The organism is Nocardiopsis sp. NPDC049922 (assembly GCF_040660275.1).
Taxonomy (GTDB): domain Bacteria; phylum Actinomycetota; class Actinomycetes; order Streptosporangiales; family Streptosporangiaceae; genus Nocardiopsis.
Genome location: NZ_JBFAME010000014.1, coordinates 1 through 15,543, shown reverse-complemented (window position 1 = coordinate 15,543; position 15,543 = coordinate 1). Strand labels below are relative to the sequence as shown.

The following is a 15,543-nucleotide window of genomic DNA, read 5'->3' as shown; positions in this document are numbered from 1 at the left end:
CCCACGTTCACTTTGGCCACGAGGTTCGTTCACCTCCGCTTCATCCGGACACCTTTGCATGGGTACGACCGCGCTCCGCGGGATTCGCCCCTCATCGACCGCGTAACCTCCATCCGGAAGTGGCCCCATGTCTGTCAGCAACACCGCGACTCCCCGCGGCGCCGAGTCCGGCCGCGGCGTCGCCCCCGACACCGTCCGGTACAACCGGGAGGTTCCCGGTCTGAACGAACCCGTCTTCGACGTCAGCGGCCTCTCCATCTACTACGGCGACAACAAGGCCGTCCGCGATGTGAACATGAAGGTCGGACCGCGCCAGATCACCGCGATGATCGGCCCCTCCGGCTGCGGCAAGAGCACCGTGCTGCGGACGCTCAACCGGATGAACGACCTCATTCCCGGGGCCCGTGTCGAGGGCAGCGTGAGCTACCACGGCGAGGACCTCTACGACCCCGCCGTCGACCCGATCGAGGTGCGCCGCCGGATCGGCATGGTCTTCCAGAAGCCGAACCCGTTCCCCAAGTCGATCTACGACAACATCGCCTTCGGCCCCCGCATCAAGGGCGTGCGCAGCGGCCTGGACGACCTCGTCGAGGAGTCGCTGACCAAGGCCGCGCTGTGGGACGAGGTCAAGGACAAGCTCAAGCAGAGCGCGTTCGCCCTCTCCGGCGGCCAGCAGCAGCGGCTGTGCATCGCGCGCGCCATCGCGGTCAACCCCGAGGTGATCCTGATGGACGAGCCGTGCTCGGCGCTCGACCCCATCGCGACCCTCAAGATCGAGGACCTGATGTACGAGCTCGCCGACGAGTTCACCATCGTCATCGTCACCCACAACATGCAGCAGGCGGCGCGCGTCTCCGACCGGACCGCGTTCTTCACCGCCGGTGTCGACGGCAACGGCGACCGGTTCGGCAGCCTGGTCGAGTACGACGAGACCGCCACGATCTTCAGCAAGCCCTCCGACAAGCGCACCGAGGACTACATCTCCGGCCGCTTCGGGTAGGCCACGCGCGACACGACCCGTCCTTCCTCCCCTTCGACGAAGTGGATCGCCCATGCCCGCGCTCAGCCCCTCCGCCCCCGTCGCCCAGCCCTCGGGCTCGCCGGACGAGGAGGAGCGGGTGGAGCGCGGCGGCGAACGGTCGGAGGGGCCGCTGCGCGTTCTGCTGATCGAACCGGAGTCGGAGCAGTCCCACCAGCTCGTGCTGTCGCTCAGCGGGCACGACATGGACATCACCGTCTGCGTGGACGCGGCCGAGGCCCTGCTCCGGATCGGCATGATCCGCCCCGACACGCTCGTCACCAGCGCGAATCCCCCCGAGGTCGACCTGGAGACACTCGTGCGGGTCACCCGCCGCGCGACCGACATCCCCGTCCTCATCGGGGTCGGTCCGGGCGACTCCCAGCGCGCCATGCGGGCGCTGGCCGCCGGAGCGACGGCCTGCGTGAACCGCCCCTACCGGATCCCCGAGCTCTCCGCGCTGCTGCGCGGCTCACTGCCCGCGGGCGACGTTCCCACACCGGTCAACGGGGTCCAACCCCCCGTCGCGCTGCGGTCGGGCGCGCTGGAGCTCGACGCCCTGGGCCACCGGCTGTTCGTGGACGGCAACCCGGTCAACCTGGCCCTGCGGGAGTTCGGGATCATGGACTTCCTCATGCGGCACAGCGGGCGCGTGGTGAGCCGAGAGGAGCTGTGGACGGAGGTGTGGCACAAGCCGCTGCCGCCGGTGAACAACACGATCGCCGTGCACATCCGACGCCTGCGCCACAAGCTCGGTGACTCCGAGTCCCAGCCGCGGTTCATCCACACGGTGCGCGGGATCGGCTACCGCCTGGACACCCTGGACTCCTGACCGCCCCACCCGACCCGGTCGAACGACCCGCGCCCGACCTCTCCGAACGGGGAACCGAACACGGCGCCGCCGCGACCTCAGCGGCCGTCGCCGTAGAGGTGGTCCGTCGCCGCGTCGGCCGCCGCGCCGCCCGGGTCCTCCACGATCCCCCCGACGGCGTCGGCCTGATCCTGGAAGCCCTGCACGGTCTCCGCCGCTCCTCCGAAGGCGTCCTCGCCGTAGGCCTGGGCACCTTCCGCGGCTCCCCCCAGGGTCTCGGTGACGCCCTGGGTCATCTCCTCGGCGGCTCCACCGAAGAGACCCTTGAACCACTCGATCGCATCGTCGAACATCGCTCCCTCTCCGTAGGTTCTCCCACTTGTTATCCCTTCGAGATAAGCACGCCATAAGGGGCGGGAAGGGAAACCCGCGGTGAGCACCCGATGACGTGTCGCTCAGGCCTCGCGGGGAGCGGTCTCGCCCATCTCACCCCACCCGGACATGCCGGGGATGTCGGTGGAGACGATCGAGGGCCGCGTCGCGACGGCGTAGGACATGTCGTCCATCGCCTTGGCGAAGTGCGGCGACTCCACGTGCTCGCGCCCGGCTTCGCCGTCGGCGAAGGCCTCGACGAGATAGAAGACGTTGTCCGCGTCGACCGAGCGGGACCACTCGAAGAAGACGTTGCCCGGCTCGGCGCGGGTGGCCTCGGTGAAGGAGCGGGTGAGGTCGAGCCACTCGTCGGCGCGCTCGGGCCGGACGGTGAACTTGACGGTGATGAAGATCAACGGGCTCTCGCTTCGCGGTCGGTGCGGTCATCCGCGTCGGGCCGGGGGCAGTCGCCCCTCCGACGCTCCGTCGCCCCATCATGCCCGAACGTCACAGCCGCGAAGGTCGCACGCGGCGAGGAGCTCGTCACATGCCGCTCTCCGGCACGGTCAGCCGGTACCCCACCCCGTGCACCGTGCTGATCCACCGGGGCCGCGCCCGGTCGTCCCCCAACCTCCTGCGCAGCCGCATGACGTGCACGTTGAGCGTGTTGGTGCGCACCGGCGCGTCCCCCGCCCAGGCGGCCCGGATCAACTCCTGCCGGGACACCACCGTGTCCACGTTGCGCGCCAGGTGCCGCAGCAGCAGGTACTCCGTGGGCGGCAGCGCCACGAGCCTTCCGTCGAGCCGGAACGCCGGGGCCTCGCCGTCGACCCGCAGCCTCCCCAGGTCGATCGTGGTCGACCCCTGGGGATCACGGCCCAGCCCCCGCACGAGCGACCGCAGGACGGGCAGCAGGGTGTCGGCACGGTAGGGCCGCTCCACCGTGCGCGTCGCCCCGAGGGACCGCGCCGTTTCGGCGTACGACGCGTCCCCGGGCGGCACGCCCACGACCACGGGCAGCACCCGGTCGGAGCTACGGACGATGCGGAGGAACTCCAGCGGATCGATCGGACCGTCCATCGATCCGAGGAGCACGGCGTCCGGGGCGGTCCGCCCGAGGAGCAGCAGCGCCTTGGGGGCTTCTTCGCAGTACAGGACGTCGATCGGCTCCCCGGCCAGGAGCGTCCGAAGCTCGGAGACCCCGCGCCGGTCCGACTCGCCCACCAACAGCGTCGGCCGTCCCTCCGGGTGCGACGGAGACTCCACGCGCGGCCCTCCTGGAACGGGACGAACCCGACACGGCCGTGGTGGCGCCGGTCGGGAGGCTGACCGAACGGTCGGACCCGTGGACGGCCACGGGAACCCCCCGGGGTGCGCTCTCCGGCACCCCGGTCATCTCACGTTCTTCTTCTCGTAGTGGTTGCGCAGCCAGATCGCGAACGAGTTCATCGACAGCAGCACCGCCAGCATGAGGATGGTCCCGGCCGCGGCCAGCACTCGGAACTCGTCCTGCGGACGGCCCGCGTAGTTGTAGATCTGGACCGGCAGCACCGAGTACTGCCCGTCGAAGAAGGTCGGTTCGAAGGTCACGAAGGTGACGGCGCCGACGAGCAGCAGCGGCGCGGACTCACCGATCGCGCGGGAGACGGAGAGGATGACTCCGGTCAGGATGCCCGGCAGCGCGCCCGGCAGGACGTGGTGCCAGATGGTCTGCCACTGGGTCGCGCCGAGACCGAGCGAACCCAGACGCGTCGAGTTCGGGACGGCCTTGATCGCCTCGCGCGCGGCGAGGATGACCGTCGGCAGGACCAGCAGGGAGAGGGTGAGCGATCCCGCCGCCGCGACGAACCCGAGGCTGAGCGGTCCGCGCACGATGAACGCCAGGCCCAGGATGCCGAACACGATGGACGGCACGGCCGCCAGGTTCTGGATGTTCACCTCGATGGCGCGGTTCCACCACCGGGTCTTGTCCGCGTACTCCTCCAGGTAGATCGCCGCGCCCACGCCCACGGGGACGATGAACAGCACGACGCCGCCGATCACCCACAGCGTGCCGAGGATCGCGGTCCGGTACCCGGCGTTCTCCGGGAAGAGGGTGGACGGCCCCTCGGTGACCAGCTGGGTGTCCAGGCGGGGAAGACCCTCGATGAACGACCAGACGATGATCGCGGCCAGCCCGAGCAGGGCGAAGCCCATGCCGAGCAGCAGAAGGGCGCGGAAGAGCACGTTGGCCACGCGGTCGCCGGGCGACGACGGGGTGAAGATGCTCTCGGTGGCCGCCCGGGCTCCCGCCACGGCCAGCCGCGACCTCTGGGGCCGCTTTCCCTTGTCGATGACCATTTACTCGTACACCTCACGGAAGCGGCGGACCAGACGGGTCGCGATGATGTTCATGACCAGCGTCATCGAGAACAGCAGGGTGCCGACGGCGAAGATCGTGTCGTAGACGACCGTGCCCTGCGGGATGTCGCCGGTCGCGGTGCCGCCGATGTAGGCGGTCATGGTCTGGGCGGAGCTGAACCAGTTGAAGGTCAGGTTCGGGTTGCCCGCGCCCGCGGCGATGAGGACGACCATCGTCTCGCCGATCGCGCGGGAGGTGCCGAGCACGACCCCGGCGATGATGCCGGAGATCGCGGCCGGGAACACCACGCGCAGGGTCACCCGCATCTTGCTGGCCCCGAGCGCGTAGGCGCCCTCGCGGAGTCCGCCGGGGACCGACCGCATCGCGTCCTCGGCGACGGAGGCGACCAGCGGCACGATGAGGAGGCCGACGGCCACACCCGCGATACCGATGGAGAACGGGGTGTCCCAGGGGAAGAACGGGAACAGGCTCTCCGCGATCGGACGCATGAAGAAGAAGGCGAAGAGGCCGATCGCGACGGTCGGGATGCCCTCCAGGACCTCCAGGGCCGGCTTGATCACCTTGCGCACGCGCTGCGAGGCGTACTCGGACAGGTAGATCGCGGAGGCGAGACCGATCGGGACCGAGACCGCGAGCGCGGTCACGACGACGATCATCGTGCCCACGACGATCGGCAGGACACCGAAGGACGGGTTCGCGAACGCGGGCTGCCAGACGGTGCCGAAGAGGAACTCGGAGAAGGTGATCTGTCCGAAGAAGCTCACCGTGGGGACCACGAGGGCGATGACGATGCCCGTCGTGACGAGGATCGAGAAGGCCGCGCACAGGGCGAGGAAGAGCTTGATGCCCCGCTCGCCCAGATGGGAGGATCCGGCGCCCGCCAACGGCCGACGCTGCTCAGCGCCGGCCGTAGGGGTCGCCATGTTGCTGTCTGCCATGGCTGGAGTGCTCTCAGATCGAGGGCGGTCAGTTGGTGAGGGACTCGATCTGCTCGGTGGCCGTGTCCATCTGCTCCTGGGTCAGCGGGACGAAACCGGCGGCCTCGGAGATCGCGGCCTGGTTCTCGATGTAGAAGTTCATGAACGCCACGGCCTCCGGGCGCTCCAGGGCGACGTCACTGGCGTAGACGAAGAGCCCGCGGCCCAGGGGGGCGTAGGAGCCGTCCTGGACGTTCTCCAGGGTGGGCTCGACGCAGCCCTCGCCGTTGTCGATCTGGAGCGGCTTGACGGCGTCGCCGGCCTCGGTGAAGTAGGAGTAGGGGATGTAGGCCATGGCGCCCGTGTCACCCTCGACGCCCACGACGGCGGCCTGGTCGTCCTCGCCGATGTCGGTGTAGTCGTTGCGGATCACGCCCTCCTCACCGTTGACGGCCTCGGTGAAGTAGTCGAACGTGCCGGAGGAGGAGCCGGGGCCGTAGAGGGTGATGTCCTCGCCGGAGAGGTCGCCGACGTCGATGCCGTCCACGTCGCCCCAGGTGGTGACGGAGGAGCCCTCGTTCCAGATCTGGCTGGCCTGCTCGACGGTGATGCACTCGAGCGGGTTGTCGGGGTTGACCACGATGGCCAGGGCGTCGTTGGCGACCTGGACGCTCTCGAACGCGATGTCGTTGCCCTGGCAGGCCTCGACCTCGTCGTCGCCGATCTCACGCGAGGCGTCGTTCATGTCCGTCTCGCCGTTGCAGAACTTCTCGAACCCACCGCCGGTGCCGGACTGGGCGACCGAGACCCGGACGTCGGGGTTCTCTCCCATGAACAGCTCGGCAGCGGCCTCGGAGAGGGGGCCGACGGTGCTCGAACCGTCGATCGAGATCGTGCCGGACAGGTCGGAACCGCCGCTCTCGCCGCCGCCTTCCTCGCCACCGCCGTTGCCGCCGCAGGCGGTGAGGATGAACGGAACCGCTCCGGCCACGCCGACGACCTGAAGCCACTTCTTAGAGATCACGTGGGAATCCTTGACTCGTTGCTTGCGGCCGACAGGGGGAACCGCCGACCCGGTGCAGGGGCCGCCCGGCGTGTCCCGCCGAGCACGTTCCCCATGCAAGGCGGTCCGACTGATCAGGGAAGAGAGAAAAGATGAACGAAAGATGAAGGAGCCGACTCAATTCAGACCAGGCTCCGCGAGGAAACACACCGAGAACACATGTCACCACGAAGAGTGAGGATCCTTGACTTCCGGTGTGCTCCGCGTGGCGCGCCGTCGGCTTCCCCCTGGAAGGAACGCACCGATACGCTGACGCGAGCCGCACACAGCCCCCACGCAGGGAACAGAGGAACGCACATGCCCGACACCAACGAGTACGCGGCGACCTTCGCGTTCGTCGACGCCGACAGCGACGGGCGCATCACCGCCCAGGAGTACGCCGACCTGATGCACCGCATGGGGGACAGCTGCACCGAGGAGCAGGCCCAACGGGCGATCGAGGCGATGGACCGGGACGGCGACGGGCTGATCACCCTGGAGGAGTTCACCCTCTACATGGCCGACAACGGGGCCTGAGCCCCCGCCACGTCCGGCCCCGGCCGTCGGGACCCGGGACCGGAACGACCGACCGTCAGCGGGACCAGCGCCAGGCCAGTTCGGCCGCCTCGGGCGGCGGCCCCGGCAGTTCCGCCGCCCCCTCGCCCGTTGACGGCCCCCCGGCGGCGTCCATGCCGGCGACGAGGAGCGCGAGGTGGCGCTTCCGCAGCTGCCGGGTGCGCTCGGCGTCGAGCAGTCGGATGGCCGCGCAGCCCTCCAGGACGAGCGTCACGTCGTCGGGTACCACGTCCGCCCTCAGGCGCCCCGCCTCCCGGGCCCTGACGACCAGGGCCGCGCCCAGTTCGGCGGCGCGGACGGCGTCACGGTTCATCTCCTCCGTGGGGGTGAACGATCCCGCCAGGTGCACGGCGAGCGAGTGCACGTCGGCGTCCACGACCCTCCGGAGGAAACCGGTGAACGCCCGCCAGGGATCGGGGTCGGCCGCCGCCCGCTCGGCCTCGGCGGCGAACGTGCGCAGACCGTCGTGGCAGAGCCTGCGGAGGAGTTCCTCCTTGCTCCCGTAGCGCCGGTACAGAGCGCTGATACCGACTCCGGCGCGGGCGGCGACGGCCGAGACCGGCGCCTTCGGATCCTCGACGAACACCGCGCGGGCGGCCTCCAGGATCACCTCGTCGTTGCGCGCGGCCTGCGTCCGACGCCCCGGGAGGCCCGGCGCCCCGTCCTTCCCCATGTGCGTTCCCTCCACCCTCTTCGTCATGTTTCCATTCTAACAGTGGAACGGATCATTCCGTTCTGATAGAGTAAAGGGGAACGAAGCGTTCCGCTCCAAGGAGGATCAGCCATGAGCCACCCCCAGATCCGCCCGTTCCGCGTTGAGGTCCCGCAGGCCGCGCTCGACGACCTGGAGAACCGGCTGCGCGGCACCCTGTTCCCCCACGAGCTGCCGGACGCCGGGGATGACTACGGCGTCTCCGGAGACCGCGTGCGCGGCCTGCTCCGGTACTGGCTGGAGGAGTTCGACTGGCGCGCGCTGGAGGCGCGGCTGAACTCCCACCCGCAGTTCACGACGGAGATCGACGGAGAGGTCATCCACTTCCTGCACGTCACCTCCTCCCGCGAGGACGCCACGCCGCTGCTCCTGACCCACGGCTGGCCCGGATCGGTCCTGGAGTACCTGGAGGCCGTCGCCCCGCTGACGGAGCCGGAGTCCCCGGAGGACCCCGCCTTCCACCTGGTGATCCCCTCCCTGCCCGGATTCGGTTTCTCCGGCCCGACCCGCGGCAGGGGATGGGACACGGTCCGCACGGCCCGCGCCTGGGTGGAGCTCATGCGCCGACTGGGTTACGACTCCTACGGACTGGTGGGCAACGACGCGGGCTCGATGATCGCGCCCGAGGTCGGTCGGATCGCCTCGGACCACGTCGTCGGCGTGCACGTCACCCAGATCTTCTCGTTCCCCTCCGGCGACCCGGCGGAGTTCGCCGGTCTGAGCGAGGAGGACCAGGGCGCGCTGGCCCACCTCCAGTGGTTCTACGAGAACAAGTTCTCCTTCAACACCCTGCACAGCCAGCAGCCGCAGACCCTGGCGTTCGCGCTCGCCGACTCCCCGGCCGGTCTGCTCGCCTGGAACTCCCAACTGATGGACACGACCCTGGACGAGGAGTTCGTGGTGGGGAACGTGGCCCTGTACTGGCTGACCGGCACGGCGGCGTCGTCGATCCGCTTCTACTACGAGAACGACAAGGCCAAGCGCGAGGAGACCGGCCCGACGACCGTCCCCACCGCCCTGGCCATGTTCGAGGGAGACTTCCGTTCCATCCGGGCCTTCGCCGAACGCGACCACTCCACGATCGTGCGCTGGAACTCCTACCCCTCCGGGGGCCACTACGCCGCCCACGCGGAAACCGACACCCTGGTCGGCGACGTCAGGGAGTTCTTCGCCGCCCTGTCCCGCTGAGTGCCACGCGACGGCTCACGTCGGCGACGTGAGCCGTCGCACGGGACCGTGACGACTCAGGTGGCCGCGGCCTCCCCGCGCGGCCCCGACGCCAGATACACGACGTCGGGCACGCCCCGGGCGACCGGCACCTCGACGACCTGGACCGACGCGAAACGCCCGCGCAGCGCCTCCTCGAAGGCGGGCGCGGCGTTCGCGCTCCAGAAGGCCACCAGCCCGCCCGGGGCCATCAGCTCGCCGAGCCCGCCCAACCCGGCGTCCTCGTACAGTCGGCCGTTGCCCTCCACGACCGTCCAGTCGGGCCCGTTGTCGGTGTCGAGGCAGATGACGTCGTAGCGCACGGGGTCGGCGGAGTCCCGGGCGTCGTCGAGCCAGGCCACGATGTCGGCGTTGTGCACCCGGCAGCGCGGGTCGCGGTGGACGTACCCGGCGGCCTCGCCGAGTTCGCCGTCGTGCCAGGCGATGACCCTCGGTTCGAGCTCGACCACGTCGACCCTGGCCACCCGGGGATGGTCGAGGGCCTCGCGGGCGGAGAAGCCCACACCCAGTCCCCCGATCAGCACGCGGGCGAGCGAACGCCCCCGGGGCAGCGCGGCGAGGCTGGCCCGCACCATCTCCCGCTCCGAGGTGCCGTCGCGGGTGTCCATGAGGAACACCCCGTTGGAGTAGATCTCGTAGTGCGGGCCCACCCGGCGTAGCACCAGGTCACCGCCGGTCTCACCGGTCACCCGGTCCAGGGTGACGGTCTCGCCCTCGGGAATGGTGTACGCCGCCCGCTCCGGTCTCCGCTGCTCCATGCCCACATTCTGCCCTCCGGCGCGGGCCCGGGTCCTCCCGTGCCGGTCAGGACCCGGCCGTGGCCCTGGCCTCCGTGCCCGTCGTCACCCGGTGGACGATCGCGACCGGCACCGCGCAGACCCAGCCCGTGCACACCCCCCACAGGAGGCCGCTGAGCGTTCCGGCGAGCGCGAACCCGAGCAGCGCCACGGGACCCACCCCCGCGGCCAGGGCGCCCGCGGCGGCGCGCAGGACGCCGGCGGCCACCAACCCGAGCAGGACCGCGGCCCAGACGGAGAGCAGGAACCGCGCGGAGCCGGCCCCGGGGCGCCGGTTCAGCGCGCGGTGGGTCCACCACGCGGTCACGGCGGCGAGGACCAGCACGGCCAGGAGTTCCGTCGCGAAGTGCCACGGGGGCTGACCGACGGCCGCGGGGCCGAGCCGGGGGAAGGCGAAGGGGACGCCGAACGCGGAGGGCAGCAGGAGCCAGGCGGCGCGCGCGCCGAGCCAGGCCGTGAACGCGGCGTTGGCGAAGAGCGCGCAGGGGAGCAGCACGGCGACGGCGGCGACACCGGCGATGCGGATATTGCGAATCTTATTCACCTTTTGCATCCTAGTGATCCACGTCTCATCCACCACCCCGACGCCCCCTCGCCCCCATCCCCGAAAGGGCGGTGCCGATGCCTCGCCAGGTCCGACGTCGACTCACCCGCCGCCTCCCCACGGCCGCGCTCGTGGCGCTCGCCCTGCTCCTGACCACCGCCGTCGCGGTCGTCACCCGGCACGAGCCCGGGCCCACCCGGTACATCACCGACGAACGCGGGCGCGCCCTGTTCCTCCACGGATTCAACACCTCCGGCTCGGCCAAGTCCGACCCGGAACGCCTCCCCTGGATCACCGAGGAGGCGGTGCAGCGCGAGTACGACCTCATGGGCACCAACTTCGTCCGGCTGCTCCTCCAGTGGCAGGCGCTCGAACCGGAGCGGGACGTCTACGACGAGGCGTACCTGGACGCGGTCGCCGAGCGGGTCGACTGGTACGCCGAGCGGGGCTACCACGTCCTGCTCGACATGCACCAGGACCTGTACGGCCGGTTCACCAGCCCCGAACGGCACTCCGGCAACGGCGCCCCGAAGTGGGCGACCCACACCGACGGCCTGCCCGTGGAACCCCGGGAGATGTGGGAGCTGGTGTACCTGGAGCCCGGGGTGGTCCGAAGCTTCGACCACTTCTGGGGCACCACCGGCGACCACCCCGAGCTGATGGACGAGTACGCCGACGCCTGGGCCCGCGTCGCCGCACGCTTCGCGGACGCACCGGCGGTGCTCGGCTACGACCTCATGAACGAACCCTTCGGCGGCAGCCTCCAGGGGCCCGACTTCGAGAGCGGCCCGCTCGCCGAGCTGTACCGCCGGTGCGCCGCGCGGATCCGCGAGGTCGACCAGGACACCTGGCTCTTCGTGGAGGGGCAGGCCGTGGGCGTCAACTGGGGTCTGCCCTCCGCGCTCCCGCCTCTGATCGACCCGCGCGAGGGCGAACCCCGGATCGTCTACGCGCCGCACGCCTACCCGCTGCCCATGGACCTCGGGCAGCCGTACGCGGGCGGCTCGCGGGAGACGGTGGAGACGAGCATCGAACTGTGGTCGGAGAGCGTGCGCACCACCGCCGAGCGCCTGGAGGCCCCGATCGTCCTGGGCGAGTTCGGACTCGACGTGTCCGGGGAGGGCGCGCTCGACTACGTGACGCGGATGCTGGCGGAGACGGAGGACATGGCCTCCGGGCGGGCGTACTGGTCCAACGACCACGACGGCTGGGGACCCTGGGCGGACGAGGACCTCACCCCGGGCCCGCTCGTGGCCGCGATGAACCGGGCCTACCCGCGCGCGGTCGCCGGGCAGCCGCTGGAGATCGGGAACGACGCGGACGCGGCGCGGCTCACGGTGCGGTTCGCGGTGCGCGACGGCGTGTCCGGGCCGACCGAGCTCTACCTGCCCGAGGACACCTATCCGGAGGGGTTCGAGCTGTCCGTGGACGCCCCCGACGGCGTGGGGGACTGGACGTCGGAGTGGGACGGGCGGCGGCGCGTGCTGTTCGTCGAGACGCCCTCCGGGGAGCCCGGGGACGAGTACACGCTCACCGTCGTCCCGGAGTGAGGCCGCCCGTACACGGGAACGGGCCCCGCGCCGGGGCCCGTCGGACACGCGCGCGGGCGCACGCCCGCCGTGGGCGCACGCCCGCGCGCGGTCAGAGGCGGCAGGCGTAGATGTCGGTGACCAGGATGGCCCGGGCGCCGAGCTGCCACAGGTCGTCCATGATCCGCTGGGCGTCCCTGCGCGGCACCATCGAGCGGACCGCGACCCAGCCCTCCCGGTGCAGCGGGGAGACCGTCGGCCCCTCCATGCCCGGGGTGAGCGCCACGGCCGGTTCCAGGTGCTCGGCGTGGACGTCGTACTCCATCATCACGTAGTCGCGGGCGACCAGGACGCCGCGCAGACGCCGCAGGAGCTGCTCGATCTTCGGGTCCTCGCCCGCGCCCCTCGGCCGGATCACGACCGCCTCGGAGACGAGGATCGGTTCGCCGAAGGTCTCCATGCCCGCCTGGCGCAGCGTGGTCCCGGTGGAGACCACGTCGGCGACGGCGTCGGCCACGCCGAGCTGCACGGAACTCTCGACGGCGCCGTCCAGGTGGATCACCCGGGCGTCGACGCCCTGCTCGTCCAGGTAGGAGCTGAGCAGGCCGTCGAAGGACGTGGCGACCCGCTTGCCGTTGAGGTCGCCGACGGTCATGCTCGCGCCGTTGGGCGCCGCGAAGCGGAAGGTGGAGGCGCCGAAGCCCAGGGCGAGGACCTCGTCCACCTCGGCGCCGGAGTCGAGCAGCATGTCCCGCCCGGTGATCCCGGCCTGGAGGATGCCCTCGCCCACGTAGACGGCGATGTCCTTGGGACGCAGGAAGAAGAACTCGGTGTCGTTGTCGGGGTCGACCATGACCAGGTCGCGGCTGCTCTTGCGCTGCCGGTACCCGGCTTCGCGCAGCATCTCGACCGCGGGTTCGGACAGTTGGCCCTTGTTGGGCACGGCGATGCGCAACAGGTCGGTCATTGCTGGTTCCTTCGTCGGTTCTGGCGTTTCGGGGACGTCCGGTGAGCCGGTGCGGGACCGGCTAGAGATGCTTGTAGACGTCCTCGAGGCGAAGGCCACGGGCCAGCATCAGAACCTGGAGGTGGTAGAGGAGCTGCGAGATCTCTTCGGCCGCCTGGTCGTCGGACTCGTACTCGGCGGCCATCCAGACCTCCGCCGCCTCCTCCACGACCTTCTTGCCGATGGCATGGACACCGGCGTCGAGTTGGGCGACGGTCCCTGACCCCTCGGGGCGGGAGCGCGCCTTCTCGGACAGCTCGGCGAACAGCTCTTCGAAGGTCTTCATGGTGTCTTTCCTCGACCGACAGTGCGCTACCAGCGTAGGCGCTCCGCGCGCCCGTTGCCGCAACCGGAGGCGGATGTCTCACGATGTGGTCGAAGACTTCCGGAACGGGGTCAGACCATCCGGCGGGCCAGGGCGCGCACGACCGAGCGCGGCAGCACCCGGAGGACGCCGTCCGCGGCCTTGTACTGGGCGCCCGGGATGACGTGGGACCGCCCGGCGGACCAGGCCCGCAGGGAGTCGCGCACGAGCTGGTGCCTGGGCACGAAGGCGAACTCGGGCAGGCCCCTCTCCTGGACCGCACGGGTCATGTCGGTGCGGACGAAACCGGGCAGGACCACGGTGACGTGCACGCCCTCCTTGCGCACCTCGGCGGCCACGCTCTCGCTCCACAGCGTGACGAACTTCTTGCCGCCGCCGTAGACGGAGCCGCCGGGGTTGACCGGGGGCTCACCAGCCAGCGACGACACGTTGATCACACCGAGCCTGGCGGTCTCGCCCGCCGCGCGGCGGGCGATCTGGACGGGCAGGACGGCGCGGGTCAGCTGGAGGACGGCGCGCACGTTGAGGTCGAGCATGGCGTCGATCTCGTCCGGGTCCTGAGTGGCGAACGGGCCTCCGTCCCCGCGTCCGGCGTTGTTGACGAGCAGGTCGACGGGGGCGGCGTCGCCCCCGCCGTCGACGGACAGGCGCTCGGCCACGGCGGCCACGCCCTCGCGGGTCCCGAGGTCGGCGGGGAGCGTCTCGACGCCGGTGCCGTAGGTGTCCCGGATGTCCTCGGCCAGTTCGTCGAGGAGGGCCGCGCGGCGGGCGACGAGCACCAGGGCGTACCCGCGCTGGGCCAGCCTGCGCGCGAACTCCTCACCGATGCCGGTGGAGGCGCCGGTGACCAGTGCGGTCCGGGGGGCGGGTCGGGGCGTGGTGTCCGCATCGCTCATGGGGGCCAGACTACGCCCGCCCCCTCCACCGCCTTCGACGGACGCCTCCGACGCGGCGTCCGCATCGTCCTCGTGCGGCCGCGCCCTCAGCCGGTCCGTGAGCGAACACACCGTCGCGCGCGCCAGGACTTCCCGCCGATCCCTCCCGTCGACGCGCGCCAGACGCTAGCGTTCGGGTATGGCCGAGACCCAGAGTCCCACCGGACCTCTCACCGCCCTCAGGCTGGACGACCGCCTCCGCGACACCAAGCTCTTCTTCACCCAGGCGGTACGGACCTTCCACGCCACCGGCTCCGTCGTTCCGAGCAGTAGAGCACTGGCCGACGCCCTCGCCGAGTACGTGCGCGAGCGCCCCGATCCCGAGCAAGCGCTGCGGATCCTGGAGGCCGGGGCCGGGACCGGCGCGATCACCCGGGGGATCGCCGCCGCCATGGGGCCGAAAGACACCGTCGACCTGGTGGAGGCCAACCCGCGGTTCGCCGCCCACGTCGAGGACCTGCTCGGGAGCGATCGCGAGCTGTCGGCCATCGCCGACCGCGCCACGGTGCACGCCATGCTCGTCAACGACATGGGCACCGACCAGACCTACGACGTGATCGTCTCGGGGCTCCCGTTCGCGAACTTCACGGCGGAGCAGGTCGGCGAGATCCTCGACCACTACTTCACGGTGCTGCGGCCGGGCGGGACGCTGTCCTTCTACGGCTACCTGTACACCAAGGAGATCAAGGCGGTCATCGCGCGCCGCGAGGACTACCTGCGCCAGGCCCGTACGAGTTGGCTGGTGCAGGACTGGATCGACCGCTACGGGATCCGCTCCGAGCGCGTGTGGGCCAACGTCCCGCCCGCGTGGGTGCACCACCTGCGCAAGCCCGTCTGAGCCCGCCGACCGTCCCGGTGGACGACCGGGACCCGTCGTCCGACGGCCCCGCCCCCGTGCCACGGCGCTCCGGGGGCGGGGCCGTACCGTGCCCGAACAAGATTCGCCCTACCGTGACCTGATTCGTCCGGATGAGGTGTCGCGGTGACCCGTGTGGCGCGGGTAGTCTCGCGTTGACTTCTTGAGGACCCGGCCTTGTCCCGGCCGACTGCCTGTCCAGTCTGTCGGTGTTCACACCAAATATTCCCAATATTCCCAAGGTCTGATTCAAGTCCCCTGAAGCCCGTCCCGCGCCACAAGCCCTGGGTTCTACCGTCTTCACACCACTGCGGTGTGCGCCCGAACCATGCGCGCGGAGTCCCACATCTCACCGACGTCCCCAGGTCGACGAAGACCGATGGAGGAGGCAACGTGACGCTCACCCAGGCGGCCGGAAGCGCGCCAGCACTGCCCGGCCGGACCCGCGACACGACCCCCGAACCCCTGCCCGTGGACGTGCGGCGGCGCATCTCCGCTCTGGCCCGCACCCCCC

18 protein-coding genes are annotated in these 15,543 nt (G+C 70.7%); 6 read left to right on the top strand and 12 right to left on the bottom strand.

Annotation, left to right across the window (positions count from 1 at the left end):
• Positions 1-127 precede the first annotated feature (127 nt).
• Positions 128-1,000, top strand: coding sequence for a phosphate ABC transporter ATP-binding protein PstB (gene pstB / locus AB0I72_RS22365; RefSeq protein ID WP_358571808.1), 873 nt, complete (start codon positions 128-130; stop codon positions 998-1,000).
• A 52-nt stretch (positions 1,001-1,052) separates the two neighbouring features.
• The gene (locus AB0I72_RS22360) at positions 1,053-1,850 is read left to right on the top strand and encodes a response regulator transcription factor (protein ID WP_358571806.1); all 798 of its coding nucleotides are present in this window, start codon (positions 1,053-1,055) and stop codon (positions 1,848-1,850) included.
• A 77-nt stretch (positions 1,851-1,927) separates the two neighbouring features.
• Here the strand turns inward: AB0I72_RS22360 and AB0I72_RS22355 are convergent, their stop codons facing one another.
• The 6 genes from AB0I72_RS22355 to AB0I72_RS22330 all read right to left on the bottom strand — a co-directional run bounded on the left by AB0I72_RS22355 (position 1,928) and on the right by AB0I72_RS22330 (position 6,504).
• The gene (locus AB0I72_RS22355; protein ID WP_358571804.1) at positions 1,928-2,182 is read right to left on the bottom strand and encodes a hypothetical protein; all 255 of its coding nucleotides are present in this window, start codon (positions 2,180-2,182) and stop codon (positions 1,928-1,930) included.
• A gap of 102 nt (positions 2,183-2,284) precedes the next feature.
• Positions 2,285-2,617, bottom strand: coding sequence for a putative quinol monooxygenase (locus tag AB0I72_RS22350; protein ID WP_358571802.1), 333 nt, complete (start codon positions 2,615-2,617; stop codon positions 2,285-2,287).
• 127 nt (positions 2,618-2,744) lie between these two features.
• A complete protein-coding gene (locus tag AB0I72_RS22345) occupies positions 2,745-3,467 on the bottom strand; it encodes a response regulator transcription factor (protein ID WP_358571800.1) in 723 nt (240 codons plus the stop codon).
• A gap of 126 nt (positions 3,468-3,593) precedes the next feature.
• The gene (gene pstA / locus AB0I72_RS22340) at positions 3,594-4,541 is read right to left on the bottom strand and encodes a phosphate ABC transporter permease PstA (RefSeq protein WP_358571798.1); all 948 of its coding nucleotides are present in this window, start codon (positions 4,539-4,541) and stop codon (positions 3,594-3,596) included.
• A complete protein-coding gene (pstC, locus tag AB0I72_RS22335; protein WP_358571796.1) occupies positions 4,542-5,501 on the bottom strand; it encodes a phosphate ABC transporter permease subunit PstC in 960 nt (319 codons plus the stop codon). It abuts the gene before it with no gap.
• A gap of 28 nt (positions 5,502-5,529) precedes the next feature.
• A complete protein-coding gene (locus AB0I72_RS22330; protein ID WP_358571794.1) occupies positions 5,530-6,504 on the bottom strand; it encodes a PstS family phosphate ABC transporter substrate-binding protein in 975 nt (324 codons plus the stop codon).
• Positions 6,505-6,840: 336 nt separating this feature from the next.
• Here AB0I72_RS22330 and AB0I72_RS22325 point away from each other — a divergent pair, with 336 nt between their 5' ends.
• Positions 6,841-7,059 carry an EF-hand domain-containing protein gene (locus AB0I72_RS22325; RefSeq protein WP_358571792.1) on the top strand — a complete coding sequence of 73 codons (219 nt, stop codon included), beginning with the start codon at positions 6,841-6,843 and terminating at the stop codon, positions 7,057-7,059.
• Positions 7,060-7,114: 55 nt separating this feature from the next.
• Here AB0I72_RS22325 and AB0I72_RS22320 read toward each other — a convergent pair whose 3' ends face one another.
• Complete coding sequence (locus tag AB0I72_RS22320; protein WP_358571790.1) at positions 7,115-7,798, bottom strand: helix-turn-helix domain-containing protein; 684 nt, start codon at positions 7,796-7,798, stop codon at positions 7,115-7,117.
• 84 nt (positions 7,799-7,882) lie between these two features.
• On the opposite strand from AB0I72_RS22320, the gene AB0I72_RS22315 reads away from it, so the two are divergent.
• Entirely contained in the window at positions 7,883-8,998 is a 1,116-nt protein-coding gene (locus AB0I72_RS22315; RefSeq protein WP_358571788.1) for an epoxide hydrolase family protein, read from the top strand.
• Positions 8,999-9,054: 56 nt separating this feature from the next.
• On the opposite strand, the gene AB0I72_RS22310 is transcribed toward AB0I72_RS22315, so the two are convergent.
• Both AB0I72_RS22310 and AB0I72_RS22305 read right to left on the bottom strand, forming a co-directional pair.
• Positions 9,055-9,795 (bottom strand): spermidine synthase, encoded by a 741-nt coding sequence (locus tag AB0I72_RS22310; RefSeq protein ID WP_358571786.1) that lies wholly within the window; start codon positions 9,793-9,795, stop codon positions 9,055-9,057.
• A 46-nt stretch (positions 9,796-9,841) separates the two neighbouring features.
• Positions 9,842-10,387 (bottom strand): hypothetical protein, encoded by a 546-nt coding sequence (locus AB0I72_RS22305; RefSeq protein WP_358571784.1) that lies wholly within the window; start codon positions 10,385-10,387, stop codon positions 9,842-9,844.
• Between the two features lie 68 nt (positions 10,388-10,455).
• Between AB0I72_RS22305 and AB0I72_RS22300 the strand changes: the two genes are divergently transcribed.
• The gene (locus tag AB0I72_RS22300; protein WP_358571782.1) at positions 10,456-11,928 is read left to right on the top strand and encodes a cellulase family glycosylhydrolase; all 1,473 of its coding nucleotides are present in this window, start codon (positions 10,456-10,458) and stop codon (positions 11,926-11,928) included.
• A gap of 91 nt (positions 11,929-12,019) precedes the next feature.
• Here AB0I72_RS22300 and hisG read toward each other — a convergent pair whose 3' ends face one another.
• From hisG to AB0I72_RS22285, 3 genes are all read right to left on the bottom strand, one after another.
• On the bottom strand, positions 12,020-12,874 hold the full coding sequence (gene hisG, locus AB0I72_RS22295; RefSeq protein ID WP_358571780.1) for an ATP phosphoribosyltransferase: 855 nt from the start codon (positions 12,872-12,874) through the stop codon (positions 12,020-12,022).
• Positions 12,875-12,935: 61 nt separating this feature from the next.
• On the bottom strand, positions 12,936-13,199 hold the full coding sequence (locus AB0I72_RS22290; protein ID WP_013156366.1) for a phosphoribosyl-ATP diphosphatase: 264 nt from the start codon (positions 13,197-13,199) through the stop codon (positions 12,936-12,938).
• Positions 13,200-13,309: 110 nt separating this feature from the next.
• On the bottom strand, positions 13,310-14,134 hold the full coding sequence (locus AB0I72_RS22285) for an SDR family oxidoreductase (RefSeq protein ID WP_358571778.1): 825 nt from the start codon (positions 14,132-14,134) through the stop codon (positions 13,310-13,312).
• Between the two features lie 178 nt (positions 14,135-14,312).
• On the opposite strand from AB0I72_RS22285, the gene AB0I72_RS22280 reads away from it, so the two are divergent.
• Positions 14,313-15,011: a methyltransferase domain-containing protein gene (locus tag AB0I72_RS22280; RefSeq protein ID WP_358571776.1), complete on the top strand. Its 699-nt coding sequence runs from the start codon at positions 14,313-14,315 to the stop codon at positions 15,009-15,011.
• Positions 15,012-15,543: the final 532 nt, after the last annotated feature.